A 21629-nucleotide genomic window follows, 5' to 3' on the forward strand; every position below is an offset into this window, starting at 1 on the left:
TTATCCCTCCACTATTTGTCGCTTCCAGATACTGGTCGTATGGTTTGGTTTCTGGCTCAGATATGTCAGTGTTTTTGTTGAACGACCTGCCTCTTCACGGTAGACGTCAAATCGGTTTAACGTCGGAGGTGCAATCGACTGTCGTTTGTTCGGACGTGAGACTGCCTCCTCCCAGGATTGTAAAACGACGTTTGCGTTGGTCCCCCCATCTGCAAAACAATTCATCGCTGCTATTCTGTGCGAATCGTTCCATTCAGAAAGCTGTCGCTGAAAATAAAAAGGCGTTGACTCCACATGGAAATGGGTCATCGGCTCTTGCCCCGACAGGAACGGAACCAATTGTTGGTTTTTGAGCATCAGCACGACTTTTATCAAACTGGCAATGCCTTCTGCACATAATGGATGACCGATATTGGGCTTGATCGAGCCTAATCCGCAAGCGGCTGTATGAGATGAGCGATAGACAGACTGAATCGCTTTGAGTTCAAGTAAATCTGTCACCTCTGAACCCGAGCCATTCGCTTCTATATAGCTGATTTGTTCCGGATTCACACCAGCTTTAGTCATTGCCAACTGCATAACCTCTTTTTGGGCTTGCATATTCGGGGTGGCAGGACCTGCCGTTCGTCCATCATTGTTGACCGCTACTCCCTTGATGACGGCATGTATTTCATCACCATCTGCAAGTGCTTGCTCCACGGTCTTCAATAAAACCATTCCTACGCCTTCTCCCAATACGAGTCCGCCCGCACGTTTGTCAAAAATATGGAAGGCTGGCTCTTGGCTTAAAATTCCTCTTTGGTGGAACATCCGATGTGCTTCATCACCGCTTAACACGTTAACCCCGCCGACGATAGCGGCCTCAATCTCTCCACTCCGAAGGGAATGAATCGCCATATTCATCCCGACCAGCGCCGAAGAGCATGCGGTATCGATGACCATACTCGGACCTCTAAGATCGAAGTACTGGGAAATATTTGTAGCCAAATAGTTTTGCCCCACGGTCATAATCGGGTTTTGTGTTTGATGAAGACGATCTTCACTTGGGCGATGATTACTTCTTGCCCCGATGTAGACGCCTACCGATTTTCCCTTGATGTCCTTCGGTGTGTATCCAGCCTGATGCCAGAGATGAAGACTTTCCTCCAATACCAATAAGGCTTGCGGGTCCATGGCCTTCGCATCTTCTTTTGCTATCAGGAAGTATGAAGGATCAAAAGCAGTAATGTTGTCCAGAAGTCCTGCATGATAGGAATTTTCATAGCCCCAGCGTTCCTTGGGTACAACACCAATGGCTGAACGGCCCTCCGCTAACAAATTCCAATATTCTTCCACATTACGAGCACCCGGAAAACGGCACGAAAGCCCCACTACTGCAATGTCAGATGGATTTGCCTCCCTATATGGAGTAGCCTGACTACTCACCCTCTGGCTTTTCACAGTCTCACTCTGGACGGGCTGACTCTTCGGATCGTCGTTCCATTCAGGAGAAGTCAGCGTCTGATCGTCAGTGATGGAAGCGCCGTGATTGCTAGACAGCCATTCTGCAAGCGTTTCTATAGTGGGATATTCATATAAAATCGTCGGGTCCAAGTCCTTGCCTAACCATTTACTGATCTCATTCATGACTTGAGCCAGTAACACTGAATCGATCCCATAGTCTGGAAACTCTTTATCTATCTCCAATCTGGCAGGATCTATTTTCAGTTCCTTCGCAAATAGCTCAATCAGTCTTGTTTGTGCTGTCTTCACAAGATCCACTACGCTTTGCGTCGGCTTGCCTGCTGTTGGACGACGAGAATACAGGCTCGCAGCAGAAGCTTCTTGCTTTTTGTGTCGCATCAACTGATGAGGTTCCCACAGCTCTTGGTTAATGACTGCCGGGAAAACAACGGGACCCATCTTATTCAATAAAATATGATCCAACAATCGCAGTCCTTGCTCGTCAGTGATGTGTACCAGACCTGTTTGTTGATACGCTCTGGTCGCAACGGCACCGATTCCCGTTTCCTTCCAACTCGGCCACTGAACGCTCATGATCGGGCAAGAATCTGCATGTGCCTCTGCAAAATAATCCATATAGGCATTGGCTAACGCATAATCACTCTGGCCCGCAGCCAGGGATGGAATGATTGTCGAAACAGATGAAAAGAGAACGAAGAACTGTAGAGGCTCGTCCTTGCAGTTATGGAAAATCGTATGCAGCCCAGCCACTTTCGGTTGTAATACCTGCTGAATTCCCTCCGTCGATTTCCGAATAAACGCAGGATTTTTATCATCGCTAAAACCAGCGCAATGAATCAACCCGCCAATCGGACCCATCGTCTGTTTCAAATCCTGCAAATGCTGTTGCCAAGCCTCTTCATCGGTTAAAGATACAGATAAGACTCGAACCTGCACGCCTTGCGCTTCCAAAGCTTGTATCGCCTGAATTTTCTTTGCTACAGAATTGCTTTGCTGCTGATAGGCTCCCCATTGCTCGCGTGGCGGCAGACTTTCTCGCCCTGTGAGCACCAGTTTTTTGACACCATAACGCTCTACAAAATGCTTGGCACATAAATATCCAAGCCCTCGTGTACCTCCTGTGATCAATAAAACATGGTTCTCTGGGAAAACAAGCGCTGACTCCTGACTTTCCGCTACCATCTCTTCCTGCAGATAAGCGCTATAACGCTCACCTGATCGATAGCAAACCTCTGTTTCCTGATCATCGATGAGAAACTCTGCTACAATCTGTTGCGCCAGTTCTTCTCCATCAGCCAATGGATCTAAATCCACATGGCGTGATTGCAGATGCTTATATTCACTTTGCAGCATGCGGTACAAACCAACACGTGAGGCACCTGCCAAATTGACCGAGTCATTCTGGAAAGACTCCAAGCCTTTTGTCACACCCAATAACTTCAAGCCTTCCTTATGACCATTCTCAATGAGTTGTTGCAGCCACGGAATCCAAGCCAGCGTATCGGTCTGCTGCTGATGTCCACAACCGATCAAATCTACGATGCCATCATAGTTTTTCCACTCCATCTCATCCTGATGGAATCGTGATTCGAGCTCGTTCAGCTCCATGATTTCACTCTTAGCGAAATGGTTGGACAGTTGAATCGCCAAATGCTTCGTTTCATCCGTTGTGAAAATACCTATCGTCCGATGAGCTACCTTGGTTGGCATCACTGGGCAAGCCTTCCATTGCTTTTTCACGATGCGCATGTCAGAGTCAACGGGATGTTGCTCATATGTGGATAGGGATGTTGCACCTGTAAATGACGTATATCTACCAGGCACCCAATAAGCTTCTCTGCTAAAGGGATAGGTTGGAAGACTAATCCGGCGAGGCTTTCTCTCACCATACAAGCTGCTCCAGTCCAAGTTCAGCCCTTTCACCCAAACGTCCAGCAATTTTCCGTATTTGCCTTTGTTCATCCAGGAATCAATCATTTGCGGCATATCATCATCTGCTGCAAAGATTGCCAAGGTCTCTTTATGACGTTTTACCTGTCCGTGGTACAGGTCTTCAATGTCCTTCTGTCTTCCTATGAATTGCTTTAATTTCTCTTCAAGTTCCATCATTGAGCCCGCGATCACAGCCAAACGTTCTTCCATCGCTTCTCGTCCCACTTGAAGGGTATATGCCATTTCAGCTAAATTCGCATCAGACAATCCCTGTTCCGCAATGGCTCCGAGCAGTCGTTGTACCCGTTGATAAAGCTGTTCTTCATTTTTGGCCGATAAGAGAATCAAAGCAGGATTTTGCGGACTTGTCCGTACAGTAGGCTGTTCTTGCATTTTGGGAAGATATTCTTCTATCACCACATGAGCATTCGATCCTCCCGCACCAAAACTGCTCACACCAGCACGTCGTGGAACTTCCCGTCCGTCAATGACAGGGCGTTTCCACTCCACCAGCTCTTGCTGGACAACAAAGGGCGTCATGGTGAAATCTATATTCGGATTCAGTACTTCAGCATGCAGGGATGGTGCTAATTGTCCATGCTTGAGCTGCAATAAGACCTTTGTCACCCCAGCAATGCCCGCTGCACTCTCACAATGCCCGATGTTGGACTTCGCCGATCCAATGGCACAAAACTGTTTGTCATTTGTATACGTTTCGAATGCCTTCGTTAAGCCCGTAATTTCAATGGGATCGCCTAAAGAGGTTCCCGTACCATGTGCTTCCAAATAGCTGATCGTCCGAGGATCGATTCCGGCTTTTTGGAAAGCACGTCCAATAACCCGAGCTTGGGCATTCGGGCTAGGTACATTGTATCCATTCGTTTTTCCTCCATGGTTAACCGCTGTTCCTTTTATCACACCATAAATTTGATCTCCATCGGCAATCGCTTTCGCCAGAGGTTTGAGCAGGACTGCTCCCACACCCTCGCCAGGTACATACCCGTCACCGCCGATACCAAAGCTTTCGCATCGTCCCTTGCTCGATGCAAATTTTCCCTGTCCAAGCATCAAGTATTTATTCGGGTGAATGGAAACATTGACTCCACCTGCAATAGCAGCCTCACATTCCCCTTGCTGTAGACTTTGGCAAGCCAAATGAATGGTTGTCAGGGAAGAGGAACACATCGTATCTACCGCCATGCTAGGTCCATGGAAGTTGCAGAAATAAGAAACCCGATTCGAAATGGAGGCTGGACTTCCTGCCAGTGCCATCGGTCTGCCGAGCATCGTTTCCTGGGCTCCGTAGAGCTGGTATTCTTCGTACATGACTCCGACATAAACCCCGACATTACCGCCTAGACCCATGCCAGGTGTTGAGCCGAGAGATTCACGAGTATACCCGGCATCCTCTAACGTTTCATAGACGCATTCCAAGAACAAGCGCTCTTGCGGGTCCATGATCTCAGCCTCTCTTGGTGTGATATTGAAAAATAACGGGTCAAATTGATCTACACCGTCCAGGAAGCCTCCCCACTTGCTGTAGGTTTTTCCTTGCTTTTTCTTATCTGCATCAAAAAACAGGCTGTGATCCCAACGCTCTTCAGGAATTTCTGTGACACAATCGTTGCCATCACGCAGGTTACGCCAGAACTCATTCATGTTTCCAGCTTTCGGATAACGACCGGAGACCCCAATTATGGCAATATCCAAGGCGTCGTTTGCTTGTTTGGTTTCTCTCGTCGTTTCTATCAATGCGTTGCCTCTGCTCCTGCGGTTGTTAATGATCGGTTTTGCCGTTGCAGCAACCATCTCTGGTGCAACGCTCGACTTTTTAACAGGGGATGCCGTTGGTGCTTCTTTCTCGTCCATACCAAAGATACTCATCATTTGCTCTCGATACGATGCCAGGAAGTATTTCGCAATTTCTTCGATGGTTTGATATTCGAAAAATAATGTTTTCGACAGCGAACCAAACGTTTTTTCTAGTTCATTGGTTAATTGCATGACCATAATCGAGTCAATTCCGTACTTTTCCAACAAGGCGTCTGCTTCGATGCGGTCAATTGGCAGCTTGATGACGGAAGAGACCAGCTTTTTGAAATAATAAATCGCTTTTTCCTTTGGCAAATGTTGACTTGTTGGTTGTATGACGGTAGAAGCTTTGACTTCTTGTTCTGTTGTCTTCGGTCTTCCCACCACTGCTGCGTGGAGGCGTTGCAGGTCTCCTTCCATTACCATCACCTGATCTTTTCGAGAAGCTACGGCTTCATAAAATGCACGAATACCCGTCGCGGTCTGCAAAGCGATCATTCCAACCCTTTGTTTCACCATCTCCTCAACTGCTTCGTCTACTTGCATCCCGCCCTCTTTCCAGAGCGGCCAGTTGATGGAGACTGTTTGACCTTGACGTTGCTTTGCCTGCACCCGTTCATTCCGATATTTCGCATAGCCATCCATAAAGGCATTCGCGCAAGCATAATCTGCCTGACCAACATTTCCTATACTTCCTGCTATCGAAGAAAAGAGGACGAAGAAATCGAGAGGCTGATCTTTACTTGCCTCATCCAAATTCGTAAGGCCGGCAACTTTTGGGGCTACCACTTGGTTCCATTCTTCTGTCGTTTTCTTGAGGATGAAGTTATCTCGAACGACACCCGCGCTATGGATAATGCCGTGAAGACCTCCGAATTCCTGTTGAATACTTTGGATGAGCTGGACGACTTCCTGCTTGTCCGTCACATCAACTTGACGATAGATAACACTTGCCCCTGACCTTTGCAAATCATGGAGCATCGCTTGTTTATCTTCGAGAAGAGGAGAACGTCCTGTGAGAATTAAGGTTGCCTGTTTCGCTTGATTTGCGATTTCCCTTGCGAAAATCAACCCTAAACCGCCTGCACCACCCGTAATCAGATAGGTTCCTTGATCTCTCCATGGAATAGTGACTTCATCATGCAATAGCTTGGTTTCGCACCAGCCCAGTACATAGCGGTTACCCGCTTGATAGCGAATTCGGTCGTCCATAGGATGGCAGGCATTCTCTTGCAGCTTGTTTACGATTACTGCCGCATGTTCACCTGGGTTTATTTCCATGAATTGACCGACTACATTTGGATTCTCCTGCTGAGCTGTTTTCAGCAAGCCAGAAAGTCCGCTTACGTACGATTGCTCCGCTTCGTCGGGAACGACAACCTGTAATAACACTTTGCCAAGTATCTTTTGTTGAAAGATGCTTTGGATTTCCAAAAATACTTGGGAAGCATAGGTCTCGAACTTGTCCGCAATGCCATCCTGTTGGGATTGCAAAGGTATCAAGCGTACTTCGTCCATCTGTGCTGCTATACTTGCGAGCGACGATTCAAAGCCTTCCGCCATCATCACGATATGCTGTGCATAGGTAGGAGTCTCCGTTTCCTGAACACCTGCCTGTTCCTTCCAGCAAGGATGAACCATCAGCATCTCTTGTGCCCCTGTGGTTTCGAAGTCTTCCACTTTGCCGTCCAGCTTACGAGATGAAAATCGCTTCATTCTGACGCAAACATTTCCTTGCTCGTCACATAAATCAATATCCAGCTTCTGCACAGGATCAGAAGCGCTGCTGCCATCACTGTAGCGAATATACACCCACATCTTCGGCGTGCATGGACTGAAGATTTCCAGCTCATCCAGCGCAAAAGGCAAGATTGGCTTTTGCGAATCAGGCTGGTGAGAGAAGCTCCTGTCATCTGCCCCCATAAATAAACCAATCGCCGCCTGCAAAGCAGAATCCATCATACTTGGATGCAGCACAAACTGTTCTTCTGTCCCCAAAACAGCGAAAGGCAAAGACAGCTTTGCCAACACCTGCTCCGTGCCCTTATACACTTGCTCAATTCCTTGCAGCGCCGGACCATAATGGATTCCCATTGCTTTATAACCGTCATAGCATTGGCTGCCACTCAAGATGCCAAGGCTGCACGCGGCTTGTAACGTAGCGAGATCAAGCGTTGGCGTCTCGGCAACCGCATGGAATACAGCATTTCCCTGACTGTGCACAATCTCTTCTGCTTCATTTCCTGTATGCTCACTGTAGATTCGATAGCCAATCTCTCCACTGTCTTCCAATTGAAGACCAATGTGAACATCGACAGGCTGATCATCGACAGCAATCGGCTTGGCCCACACCATATTTTTGAGCGTCAGGCCATTCTGTCCCGCCCTCAAGGCTCCCGCTGATTGATCAATTGCCTCGCGTGCCATTTCGAGATAAGCAACACCCGGTAAGAGCTGATGTCCATTCACAACATGATCGACCAAGAAAAATTCCTGTCCACGGAACGTAGAACTATACCGTTGTTCCAACAATTCAGACGTGTTTTTCTGGAGCAATGGATGAAGGAAGGGCGTCTCTTCTGATGCTGCTGCAACTTCGCTCACAAATTGCGTATCCATCTGAGGAATCCAATAACGTTCTCTTGCAAACGGATACGTAGGCATGCTAATGCGACGAGGTTTCTTCTCACCGTAGAGCTTGTGCCAATCAACTACGCCTCCACTTACCCACAGATCAAGCAGCTTGGCGTATTTTCTTTTGCTTATCCAAGCATCGATTGCCTGTTTCAAATCTTCATCCGCTTCGAACACCGCAATCGTCTTTTTGTTGCCTTTCACCTGTCCTCGGAATACGTCTGTGATGCCTTCCTGCCCATCTACAAATTGCGTCAGCTTTTCCTGAAGCTCTTGAATGGAGCTGGCCATCACAGCCAGGCGCTCTTCCATGGCTTCTCGCCCAATTTGAAGCGTGTAGGCAATAGCTGCTAAGTCCATGTCAGAAATGGACTGATCCTTGATCGCAGCTAACAAACGCTGTGCCTGTTCGTGGAGCTGGCTTTCATTCTTCGCTGACAGGAGAATGATCGCTGGATTCGTGTGACTTACTTGGATAGCTGGACGTTGCTCATATTCTGGAATGAATTCTTCGATGACGATATGAGCATTCGAGCCACCCGCACCAAAGCTGCTCACCCCCGAGCGCCTTGGAATTTCCTGACCGTCAATAACAGGACGTTTCCATTCTGCCAGCTCATGCTGTACGACAAACGGAGTCGTGCTGAAATCAATATTCGGATTTAGCACCTCCGCATGCAAGGATGGTGCTAGTTGTCCATGTTTGAGCTGCAACAGGATTTTCGTTATCCCGGCAATTCCCGCTGCACTCTCACAATGCCCGATATTGGACTTCGCTGATCCGATTGAGCAGAATTGCTTGTCTGTCGTGTACGCTTGGAAGGCTTTTGTCAATCCTGCGATCTCAATTGGATCCCCTAAAGAAGTACCTGTGCCGTGAGCTTCCAAATAACTAATCGTCCGTGGATCAATTCCTGCCTCCTTCAAGGCACGTCCAATTACACTCGCTTGTGCATTCGGATTAGGTACGGTATAACCATTTGTTTTGCCGCCATGGTTAATGGCACTTCCTTTAATCACACCGTAAATTTGATCTCCATCGGCGATTGCTTTCGCCAGGGGTTTAAGTAGTACCGCTCCGACACCCTCACCAGGTACATAGCCGTCACCGCCAAGCCCAAAGCTTTCGCATCGTCCCTTACTGGAAGCAAATTTCCCCTGTCCGAGCATCAAATATTTATTTGGATGAATCGAAACATTGACACCACCCGCAATCGCAACCTCGCATTCACCTCGCAGCAAGCTTTGGCAAGCAAAATGGATGCCGGTTAGAGACGAGGAACACATGGTGTCTACAGCAACGCTAGGACCATGGAAATGAAAGAAATAAGAAACCCGGTTCGCTACCGATGAGAAGCTTCCGCCAAGGGCCATCGGTCTGCCCATCATGGTTTCTTGTGCACCATACAGTTGATACTCTTCATACATGATGCCTACATAAACACCGACATTACCGCCAAGTCCGAAGCCTTGAGACGAGCCAAGAGATTCGCGAGTATAACCTGCATCCTCTAAGGTTTCATACACACACTCCAGGAATAAACGTTCCTGCGGGTCCATGATTTCTGCTTCCAGAGGCGAGATGTTGAAGAAAAGCGGATCGAATTGGTCAACACCGTCTATGAATCCGCCCCATTTGCTGTAGGTTTTCCCTCGTTTGTTCTTATCCTCATCAAAATACAGGCTGTGGTTCCAGCGCTCTTTGGGGATCTCCGTAATGCAATCCTTGCCATCGCGCAGATTGTTCCAGAACTCTTGTGTATTCCGTGCTTTCGGATAACGTCCAGAAACCCCAATGATCGCAATGTCCAAAGCTCCTTTGGCTGGTTGGGTTTCCTTCTGTGTCGTAATGAACCGCGAGCCTTTTCGACTTCTTCTGCGATGGCTGTTCCTTTGCCTTTTCGATGTGTTTTCTTCTTTTGTCACGGATGCTGTTTCTTGGATAACAACGGTTTCCTGCTGTTCTGTAAGACCAAAGATTTCCATGAATTTGTCTCGATAGGTGTCCAAGAAATATCCAATCAATTCTTGAATCGTTTGATATTCAAAAAATAACGTTTTCGGCAGCGAGCCAAAGCTTCTCTCTAATTGGTTGGTTAATTTCATGGATAGAATCGAATCAATTCCGTATGTCTCCATCGCGACATCTTCTTCGATTCGATTCACAGGCAGTTGCAGAACCTCGGCAAATTCCTTTTTAACAAAATGAGTCGCTTTCTCTTGAAGGACATTTGGTTCCACAGTGGTGATCGTTTGTTTTTCATTTGGCTCTACCTTCGTTGGTGTGATCGATACCACTGGCTGCATCTGTTTGATCAGCATCTCTTCAAATTCTTCAAGTAAATAGGTTGCAAGCTGCTGTAGCGTCGGACTCTCTACGAATACAGTCGGAATCAGCCCAATGTGATAGTGCTGATTAAGCTTGTTGGCGAATTCAGTCAGTAGTACCTGATTAAATCCGAGTTCAGACAGCTCCACTTTGACATCGATATCTATGGGTTGAACCTGAAGCAGCTCCGACACGATGTGCATCAAAGCAAGTTCCACTTTTTGCAACAGACTGCTGGTATCCACCGTGACCGAAGCTTCCGACCGGACAGGAACATGCTTCGATTGAGAACTGCTGACTGGTGTTTGCAAAAGCAGTGTTTGCCTGAGCTTAGCCAGATCACCTTCCATCACCATGACCTGAGCTTTTCCGGAGGCTAAGCCTTGGTACATCGCTGCAATACCCGTCGAAGTCTGCATAGCAACTACTCCCATGCTTTGCTTCAACATGTCACCAGCCTCTACGTCTGCCTGCATTCCGCCCTCTTTCCACAATGGCCAATTCATGGACAATGTCTGTCCGTGACGTTGCTGTAATGCAACCAATCCATTGCGATAGTGCGCGAATCTGTCCATAAAGGCGTTGGCGCAAGCATAGTCAGCTTGTCCGATATTTCCCAAGCTGCCTGCCACCGAGGAAAACAGCACCAGAAAATCCAGATCTACATCTTTGCTGGCTTCATCCAGATTGATGAGACCCGTAACCTTCGGACCCAGAACCGATTGGACTTCCTCCCTGTTTTTCTTGAGGATATAGCTGTCACGAAGCACGCCAGCACTATGAATAATGCCATGAAGTCGCCCATAGTCCTGTAGAATCGTGCGGATCAATTCTGCCATTTCCTGTTTCTGCGTCACATCAACTTGACGGTATTCAACTCTTGCTCCCGATCTTCTCCATGTCTGGAGTTTCCCTTGCTTCTCTTCATCCAATGGGGAACGTCCTGTCAGAATCAGGTTCGCATGTTGAACCTTTTGTACAATTTCGTTGGCAAAAAGATAACCCAGTCCGCCTGCCCCGCCAGTGATGAGATAAACCCCACCGTCTTTCCACGGAATACTCGCCTCTTGTGGAGCATCCAGTTCTACCCACTCTGATACATATCTCTTTCCAGATTGATATCGAATCTGAACATCCAATGGACGGCGTACATTCTCCTTTATTTTTTCAGCAATCTCGAATTCGCTGTCGCCCGATTCTACCTCCATTACCTGTCCAATCAAGTTGGGATTCTCCAATTTTGCCGTTTTCAGCAACCCAGAGAACGCAGTGAAAAACGGCTGTTCTGCTCGCAAAGGAACGACAAGCTGAACCAATACCTTGCCGCGTACTTTTTGCTTGAAAATCCTTTGAATTTCCTCAAATACCTGCGTCGTATAATCAATAAAACGCTCGGCAATGCCTTCTTGTGAGGATCGCAAAGGAATGCAACGGACTCCATCCAAGTAGGATTGGAGATTGTTCCAAGAAACGCGATCCGGTTCAACCATCATCACGACTCGCTGTGTATAGTCAGCGGCTTCGGCGTTGCTCACAACCGCTTGTTCCTTCCACTCAGGATGAACCAGTAGTGTTCCGAGCTTCCCTTTGGAATCCACTGTCTCTACTTCGCCTTCCAGTACTCGTGCCGAGAAGCCCTGCATACGCACGCAAACCGTTCCTTGGTCGTCACACAAATCAATATCTACTTTCTGTACCTTGTCTCCCGTCCTACTGCCATCAGCCTGTCGAATCCATACCCACATCTGGGAGGTAGTCTGGCTAAAAATGCTCAGCTTCTCCAGTGCAAAAGGCAGGAGTGGCTTCAGAATCGCTGTATCGTCTGTGCCAAGTAATAATCCGATAGAGGATTGTAAGGCCGAATCCAGCATGCTCGGATGCAAAACGTATTCTCCTTGCGTCTCGGCAACCTTGGAAGGCATGGCTAACTTGGCCAATACTTGTCCTTCTCCCACGTACACTTGCTCAATTCCTTGATGGGCTGGTCCATAGACAAGTCCCATTGTTTGAAAGGCTTCATAACACTCACTTGCATGAAGCGTGCGATAGCTGCATTGGGCTTTGATCCCATCGAGATTATGCGTGGGTGCAGCAGTGATTGCTGCAAACACCATACTTCCTTGGCTGTGTATTACCGATTCAGCCTGTTCTCTCTGCGGTTCGCTGTATATTTCATAACGAAGGTCTCCGTTATCCTCAGGATAAATGCCGATGTGCACCTGAACAGGCTTGTCTTCCACCACAATTGGTTGCGCCCAACCTACATTTTTAAGCTCTATCGTGAATTGCTCTTCTTCCAGCACTCCCGCTGCTAGATCCGCAGCAGCTCGAGCCATCTCAAGATAAGCAACCCCAGGCAGGATCTTCTTACCTTTTACAACATGATCCGATAAAAAGAATTCCTGACCATCAAACGTAGAGCTGAATCTTTGCTCACTGAGATCCGAGGTATTTTGATGCAGCAAAGGATGTAAGGAAGCAGTTAGACCAAGCGTACCTTGAGTGATAGTTGACGGTTGTGTCTTTGGTTCTGGCAGCCAGTAATGCTCTCTGGCAAAAGGATACGCTGGCAAGCTAATCCGACGAGGCTTTTCATCGTCATAAAGTTTATTCCAATCGAAATGCAAACCCTTCACCCAGAAATCGAGAAGCTTCGAGAATTTTTTGCGTTGCATCCATTTTTCAATCGCTTCTTGCAATTCCTCATCGCCTGCGAAGATGTCTGCTGTTTCTTTGCCTCGTTTTACCTGACCGCGATAGAGGTCCGTAATACTGTTATCACCTGCAAGAAAGCTACGCAACTTCTCTACCAATTCTGTAAGCGAGCTCGTCATCAGGGCCAGGCGTTCTTCCATTGCCTCACGTCCTACTTGGAGCGTATACGCAATATCAGCCAGATCCACATCTGTAAAGGATTGCTCCTCAATCGACGCTAACAGTCTTTGAGCCTGTTCGACGAGACGCTCCTTATTCTTTGCCGACAGGACGATGATCGCCGGATTTTGCGGACTGATCGTAATCGAAGGCCGTTCCTTGACCTGAGGAATATATTCCTCAATCACGACGTGTGCATTGGCCCCTCCTGCACCAAAAGAAGAAATCCCGGCAATTCTCGGGAATTCTCTCCTTTCTCCATCCACTTCCATGATCGGTCGTTTCCATTCAGCCAAGTCCTGCTGAACGACAAAAGGCGTTTTCGAAAAAGGAATATTCGGATTCAACTCTTGCGCATGCAGGCTTGGGACCAGCTGTTGATGCTTCATTTGCAGCAAAATTTTTGCCACTCCTGCTATTCCAGCCGCCGCTTCCAAGTGACCAATATTGGATTTAACGGAACCAATCGCACAATATCCCGTATCCTGCGTATCCTTGCGGAAGGCCTGAATGAGACCCGTAATTTCAATTGGATCACCTAGCTCCGTGCCTGTTCCGTGCGCTTCTATATAGCTTACGTTTTTGGCATGAACGCCTGCCTTATCCAACGCCTGGCGAATCAGCTCTCCTTGAGCAGTTGGATTCGGTACGGTATAGCCATTGGTTTTTCCACCGTGATTCACACTGGTTCCACGAATCAATCCATAGATATGGTCGCCATCTGCCATTGCTTTTGACAGTGGTTTGAGCAGTACTGTACCTACGCCTTCTCCTGGTACAAAACCGTTTCCGCCTTGCCCAAAGCTTTTGCATTGTCCATCTACGGAAAGCATATGCAGCGCTGACAAAAAGACATAGCTGGAAGGATGCAGATATAGGTTGACTCCGCCAGCAATCGCTAGCTCACAATCCCCGTTATACAGATGCTCGCACGCTTCATGAATCGCTGTGAGCGAAGCAGAGCACATCGTATCAATCGGCATACTCGGACCTTGGAGGTTGAGGAAATAGGAAACACGATTCGTCAGTGAGCTAAACGATGTGTGCGGGTAAATCAATTCACCCTGCTTCCATAAATCAGGTCCATACAAGCTGTACCCTGTTTTTGTGATCCCTCCAAACACTCCGACTCGTCGATTGTACTTTTCTGCAAGCAGTTGTCTCGTATAACCTGCGTCCTCCAGCACTTCCCAGCACGACTCCATAAACAACCGTTCCTGCGGATCGAAATGCATCGCTTCCCACGGGGACATATTGAAAAAGAGAGGGTCAAAGTCAGCGAATCCGTCTACAAATCCGCCCCATTTTCCGTAGCTTTTTCCTTCTGCCACAGCTTTGTCTGGGTCAGGTTCGAAAAAGCCATCCAATGACCAACGTTCCTCTGGAATTTCCGTAATGCAATCCTTTCCAGATTTCAGATTCTCCCAATACTCGTTCAACGATCGCGCTTTTGGATAACGTCCGCTCATGCCGATAATAGCAATCGGCTCCCGCGCTATCTGATTTCTTGATTGCACGGCTACACTGCCAGTCGGTTCATGGTTGGCTGTATCACGTTCGTTATGCGCCCGTGCTGTTGAATTTCCATGATTGACCGCACCCTGACGATCAAGCCCCGTCCACTTCATGCATTCCTGATGATGATCAGCGACGAGATAATCTGCAAGGGTGTTAAGAGTCTGATATTCATACAGGATGGTCTTGGACAATTCGCTAAAGACATCACCTAGCTTTTTATTCAGCTGGATCACCATAATCGAATCGATTCCGTATGTTTCGAACGGTTCGTCGACAGCGATTTTACCTGCCCCAAGCCTCGTCTCTTGACCGAACATCACTTTTAGCTGATAAAGCGTTTTATCTTTTAACACGCCTGCATCGACCGATAGCTTCGCATCCTGCATCGGTGTCGAATCGAGCTGCGACACGACAGGATTACCTAGCAAGTGTTCCTTGAGTGTTGGCAAATTGCCTTCGATAACCAACATCTGCACAGAGCCAGAAGCCACCCCTTGATACAGTGCCTGAATGCCGCTTGCAGTCGGCATCGCTACCATGCCTCTTGCCTCCATGATCTTCTCTGTCGCTTCATCCGCACGCATACCGCCATCTTTCCACAACGGCCAATTGATAGAGAGTGTTTGGCCCTGTCGTTCACCTGCTTTCATCAATCCACGACGATACTTGGCGTATTGATCCATAAAGGCATTGGCAGCAGCATAATCGGCTTGCCCCGCATTCCCGAAGCACCCCACCCCAGAGGAGAAGAGAATAAAGAAATCGAGCGCCATATCCTTGCTTGCCTCATCGAGATGAACAAGTCCAGAAACTTTTGGCGCCAACACTTGTTCCAGTTCATCCGTTGTTTTTCTAATGATGAAACTGTCACGAATGACTCCCGCACCATGAATGATGCCAGTGAGGCTACCAAACTCTTGCTTGATAGATTGGAACAAGTCTTCTACCGCCTGCTTTTGTGTGATATCAGCCTGACGATATTGAATATTGGCTCCTAGTGCTTTCCATTCCTTGCATTTGGCTTTCTTATCTTCATCCAAGGAAGAGCGACCCGTGATAATCACAGTCGCTCCCTTCGTTCGCTCGGCGATTTCCTTGGCAAAAATCAAGCCTAATCCGCCTGCACCGCCCGTAATCAGATAAACCCCATCTTCTTTCCATACATGCTCCGCTTGCCCAGAAGATTTCATTTCTGTCCAGCCGCTCACCCAGCGCTTGCCATCCTGATAACGAATGTGCTTACTTTTCTCATCATTGCTGTTTTGTTTCAGCTTCTGGACCAAATCTGCTGGATTGACCTCTGCCATCACTTCAATAAGCTGTCCAATCAGCTTTGGATTCTCCAATTGAGCCGTTTTCAGCAAACCAGAGAGAGCGGAGAAGCATTGCTGTTCCTCTTTGTCAGGTACAACAAGCTGAACTAGAACTTTTCCCTTTGGTTTATTGGCAAGGATTCGCTGGATTTCCGTGAATACCTGAACGGTGTAGGCATGGAACCGTTCTGCGATACTTTCCTGCTGTGCTTGTGGTTGTAAGACCAGGCAGTGCACTCCGTTCATTTCGGATTCGATACGCTCTCTGAATTCCTCTGCCCATTCACAAAGGATCACGAGATGCTCTGCAAAAGCAGGCGAACCAGCTTTTTGGCTGATCTCCTGTTCGTTCCAGCATGTTTGGAGAAGCAGCGTTTCTGGCGTTGGAGTTGCTGAAGAGATTGGCGAAATCTGTACAGAAGCCGATCCCGACTCCGTGCGCACATTCATGTTCGTTTTCGTATCCATCTCGGGAACCCCATAGGACTCCTCCGCAAAAGGATAGGTAGGAAGGCTGATGCGACGAGGTTTTGCGTCTTTATACAGGACTTCCCACTCGATATCCAGACCCTTGCTCCACAATTCGGCTGCTTTTTCTCCTTTGCCTTCTGCAAACAGCTTGGAAATCAACTCACGATTCGTCTCATTCTTTTTCAATAGGGAGACTTCATGGTTTGCTTGTTTTACGTTTCCGCTAAAGCTACCTGCTGCTTGTTCCTCTCCACTCAAAAAGTCACTCAGCTTTTGAATGAGTTCCGCTGTATCTTTGACAATAAAAATAGCCCTGCTCTCCATCGCTTCTCTTCCCACTTGGAGTGTATAGGCCAAATCTGCAATATGGACTTGTTCATGATTCCGGCTAAGGAAATCAATGAGTTGCTGGGCATACGCAAGTACTCGATCATCGTTTTTGGCGGATAACGGCACGAAATAAACGTGCTGGTTGTTATCATCGCTTACGCTGACACGCTTAGTTTCTGTCCCATTCTTCCGTTGTTCAAAAATCGCATGAGCATTCGTCCCGCCAAGTCCAAATGAACTTAACGCCGCTCTATGGGGAATTGGCGCATCCTCCCATTTTTTGAGCGTATCAACTACATAAAAAGGTGATTGATCCAAATTGATATTCGGATTCGGCTTTTCATAGTTTAGCGATGGAGGAATTTCATTATGGTATAAGCTTAATGCTACTTTAATGCAACCTGCTAACCCTGCGGCTGTATCGAGATGTCCAATATTGGTCTTCACCGATCCAAGTCCGCAGTACTGTTTATTGGATGTGTATTTTGTATACACTTCATTGAGCGCCGCAAATTCTATCGGGTCTCCTAAATAAGTGCCCGTTCCATGCGCTTCGATATAGCTAACTGTTTCAGGATGAACCTTGGTGTCATCTAATACTTGCTGAATCACCTCAGCCTGACCTTTTATACTTGGCGCATAAAATCCGACTTTATCTGCCCCATCATTGTTGATGCGAATTCCTCTCATGAGGGCGTAAATATGATCGCCGTCCTTGATCGCATCGGAAGCTTTTTTGAGGACAATCACGCCGACTCCTTCTCCACCGATCATGCCATCTGCTGACGCGTCGAACGTCTTGCAGTGACCATCACTGGAAAAGTTCAATCCCGCTTGATAGACATACCCTGTATAAGTCGTAGGGAAAATCGTCGCGCCCCCTACCAAAGCCACCTTTGATTCTCCCGCTTGCAGGCTGCGATAAGCCAGATGCAAACCAACCAGCGAGGAAGAACAATTGGAATGGACGGCAAAGCTCGGTCCCTTCAGCCCCATTTTATGAGAAATCATCGTCGGTATGGTTCCACCTTGCGCCAAAACCCACGAGACATATTCATTCGGGTCCTTCATGACATTCGGTGATTCCTTGGTGAAATGCGGCAAGAGTGCTTGATAATAGCTATTGCTCGCCGACATAAAAACACCCGTCTGCGGAACCTGTTTCGGTGTATACCCTGCATCCTCCAATGCTTTCCATGAATGGGTCAATAACAGTCGAAACTGCGGGTCCATAAATTCTGCGTCTCTAGCTGAAAGGTGAAAGAATCCTGGATCGAAGTGATCCTTTCCTTCGATGGTGGACTGCACCGGAATAAAGTTCGGATTCTGTAAGTATTCATCAGGCAGGTGTAATTGATCGATCTCCTCATCCGAGAAGAAACGTACACTTTCTACGCCGTTCCGTAAATTCTCCCAAAACTCTTTATGATTTTTCGCTCCCGGGAAGTGGCAAGAGATTCCAATAATCGCGATGCTATCCTCATAGTATTCAGGATAAGTCTCCTCCACTTGTCCTTCGCTATACGCCGTTGCCTGGTTCGGATTGACAAAATCCGCTTGCTCATCCGATTCATTCTCTTTCCTTGTTGCGATATATTCGCTAATTTCTCTAATATTGACGTACTTAAACAACGTGGTCACATTTAGATCGCACTGAAACTCTTCCGTCATTTTGGCTACAACCATGGTAGCGAGAATCGAGTCTCCACCCACATCGAAAAAGCCATCTTCTGTACTGATCCCCTCTACATTCAGGACATCCTGCCAAATTTTCAAAGTCCTTTGCTCAATATCAGATTGTGGCAGACTCTGCTTCTTCGCCTGTGTTACCACAAGCTTTTGATCTAGCAGCTCTGTGCGATCCACTTTTCCATTAGCGGTTAACGGGATTTTATCCATAGAAACAAAAAATGCCGGGAGCATATACTCTGGCAAATTCATTCTCAAATAATCCCGTAATTTTGAGGGCTCAAGCCGTTCATGGTTCGCACCTGCTTTCGGAACATAATAAGCAACCAACCGCTTATAATCTCCCTCTTCTTTCACCAACACCACAACGCTTTGAATCTGTGGATGAGTCATTAGTTGGCTCTCGATCTCACCCAATTCAATTCGAAAACCACGAATTTTTACTTGATGATCGATTCGGCCTAAATACTCAATCGTTCCATCAGGGAGCCAACGTGTTAAATCCCCTGTTTTGTACAACTTGGTTCCCGGTGTAAACGGGTTATCCACAAACTTCTCTGCGGTAAGCTCTGGGCGATTCAAATAGCCGCGAGCCAAGCCTTTTCCTGCAATACAAAGCTCCCCTGGAACACCAACTGGGACGGGATTCATATGGCGATCAACGATGTAGAGTTGTGTATTTGCGACAGGTCTACCAATCGGTGTATTGTTGCTAACCAGTTCATGTTCAGAGCAGGAGAACCATGCCGCATAAATAGAGGCTTCTGTTGGTCCGTAAATGTTTTCAATCTTCGCCTTTTGAAAAGTAGCAACCGTCTTTTTCACCAACTCTTTTGGAAAGGCTTCTCCTGCAACCATTACATATTTGAGCGGACAATGCTGCAGGAATGGCTGATTCTCTCCAGCGCCGTTCACGAAGACATTCAGCATCGCCGGAACAAAATTGACATGAGTCACGCGATGCTTCACGATAGATTCGGCTACCATTTCTGGAGACTTCTCCCCATGTGGCGGAAGAATAACCAGACGTCCTCTACCAATGAACCAGCCAAACAGCTCGGACAAAGAAACATCAAACACATAGTTGGTTTTGAGCAGATAAACGTCGTTCTCCATAACGGGATAACGGGATTCAAGGAAAAAGAGGGTATTGATGATACTTTCATGACTCACCATGACCCCTTTGGGTTTCCCTGTGCTTCCAGATGTATAAATCACATAGGCTAGATTGGTTGGGTTTACTACCCGGTTGAGTGTTTTTTGTCGCTGGGCTGTCTGCTCAACCTCTTCCCAATCCCTGTCTAACACGATGCATTTCGCATTTCCTCTTGCCGCTGACGATACCTTGTCCAAAAGGCGAGCTTGGGTAAGCACCAAACGGCTCTTACTGTCTTCCACCATGTATGCCAACCGCTCTGTGGAATAGGTTGGGTCCAATGGAACATAAGCTGCGCCAGCTTTCAGAATACCTAAAATGCCGATGACCATTTCCAAAGAGCGTTCGACACAAATCCCCACTGTAGCTTCAGGACCTGCTCCCTCGGCTTGCAAATAGATAGCCAGCTTAGTAATTTGTTCATCCAGTTCACGGTAGGTCAACGATTGATTGTCATAAACAACAGCCGCAGCATCTGGTGTTTGCTCGACTCGCTTCTCGAACAAATCATGGATGCATAAAGCCTGTGGGAATGCCGCTTCAGTCGCATTCCACTCAACGAGCAGCATGTTTCGTTCTTCAACAGAAATAAGTCGTATCTCATCCAACGCGATGTCAGGATTTTGGATGACTTCGTTTGCTATATTGTGATAATGCTCTGCCATCCGCTGTATCGTTGATTGGTCAAAGACATGTGGATTGTATTTCAGATTCAATACAAACTCGGCTTCCTGCTCAAACACCTCTAACTCAAATTCATACTCACCCTCTTGATGAACACCCTCCATCAATTCGATGGCAAGCTTGTTTTGACATTCATCATAAAATCGCTGCAAGTTTTGCGATTGTAGAAAATTTTGGTACGTAAAGATGATATCGAATACGGGTGAATTCCCGTGAAGTCGAGGTATATTTGCCTCTCGAACCATCGCTGGAAAAGGATAGACAGCGTGATCCATCCCGTCAATCAGCGTAAGCTGCAATTCCCGAATGAACTGGGAGAAAGACTTTTCCCCCGTTACCTGACTGCGAATGGGGATCATATTGACAAAATAACCGATCAGAGAATCGAATCTTTCTTCTGGACGTCCCATCGTTGGCATACCGACAATCACATCTGTTTGACCTGTATAGCGATACAATAAGGCTTTAAAAATCCCTAACAAGAGAACAGATGTGTTCATACGGTAATGCTTGGAGAGCTTCTTCACCTGCTGACTCAACTCTCGTGAAAATACGTGCGTAAAAACCTGCCCCTCAAAGCTTGGTGCAGAAGAACGTGGCCGATCGGCAGGAAGCTCCAGTTGTGGAAGCGTCCCGGACAATTGCTCCAGCCAGTAAGAACGATGTTCCCTACCTTCCCCGCTCGCCATCATGTCCTGTTCCCACTTTACGAAGTCAGCGTAACTGGTTGAATTCGGTGTTACTTTTGGCTGCTTTCCTTCAACCAGCTCGATATAGGTATGGACCAATGCTTGTAGTAATAACAAGGAGGAATGTCCGTCAAATATCATATGATGAATCGTAATCAGGACAAAATGCTCTTCTTCCGAACGCGACAATAGATGAATGCGAAGTAAAGAACCCTCTTCCAATGAAAAGGGTTCTTTTACTTTTTGCCTGAGATATGGCAACACATCCTGGGACGTTAGGTGTGAGATGTCCTCCTGCTCAATGGCAAGCGATTGCAGACGTTGAAGCAGATACGGAACACCATGCTTTTCTTCAACCGAACTCTGTAAAATCGGATGCTGTTTACGTACAAGGTGGCAAGCCTGTTTAAATAAGGCTACGTCCCATTTCTGACGGATGCAAAAGCATAACGGAACATTATAAGCACTCATCGTAGGAGACATTTTTTGCAACATCCACAATCCTTGCTGCCCGACGGACAGAGGACTTGTAAACGATGGGTTTTCCAGCTCCAGAAGCTTCTCTTGGACTTCCGCAGCAGACAGCTTACCTTCTTTGTAAGCCATGAGGATTTCCCGTCGCATCATATCATCCCTCCTTTGTCGATTACCTGTTCGATCTCTTCCAAACTTAGCAGGCCTTCTTTGAATTTTTGCAACAGATTCTCTGTCCGTTCACTGCGAATCTGAGACGT

At 47.3% G+C, this 21629-nt stretch carries 2 protein-coding genes (1 of these 2 only partly in view); both read right to left on the reverse strand.

Annotated elements, in window-relative coordinates; all coding sequences use genetic code 11:
• Positions 1 to 21522 (reverse strand): non-ribosomal peptide synthetase, encoded by a 21522-nt coding sequence (locus HPY28_RS07465; RefSeq protein WP_174230324.1) that lies wholly within the window; start codon positions 21520 to 21522, stop codon positions 1 to 3.
• On the reverse strand, positions 21519 to 21629 hold the 3' end of the coding sequence (locus HPY28_RS07470) for an SDR family NAD(P)-dependent oxidoreductase (protein WP_174230325.1). 11820 nt of this gene lie beyond the right edge of the window; 111 of the gene's 11931 nt are visible here — the last part of the coding sequence; its start codon lies beyond the right edge, outside the window — the gene reads right to left on this strand; its stop codon occupies positions 21519 to 21521. The genes HPY28_RS07465 and HPY28_RS07470 overlap by 4 nt, the downstream gene beginning before the upstream one ends.

The sequence above is a fragment of the Brevibacillus sp. HB1.2 genome, from assembly GCF_013332495.1.
Classification (GTDB): Bacteria; Bacillota; Bacilli; order Brevibacillales; family Brevibacillaceae; genus Brevibacillus; species Brevibacillus porteri.

Coding starts and splice junctions, on each gene's coding strand:
- HPY28_RS07465 (WP_174230324.1), bottom strand. CDS start 21,522: ATGATGCGACGGGAAATCCTCATGGCTTACAAAGAAGGTAAGCTGTCT.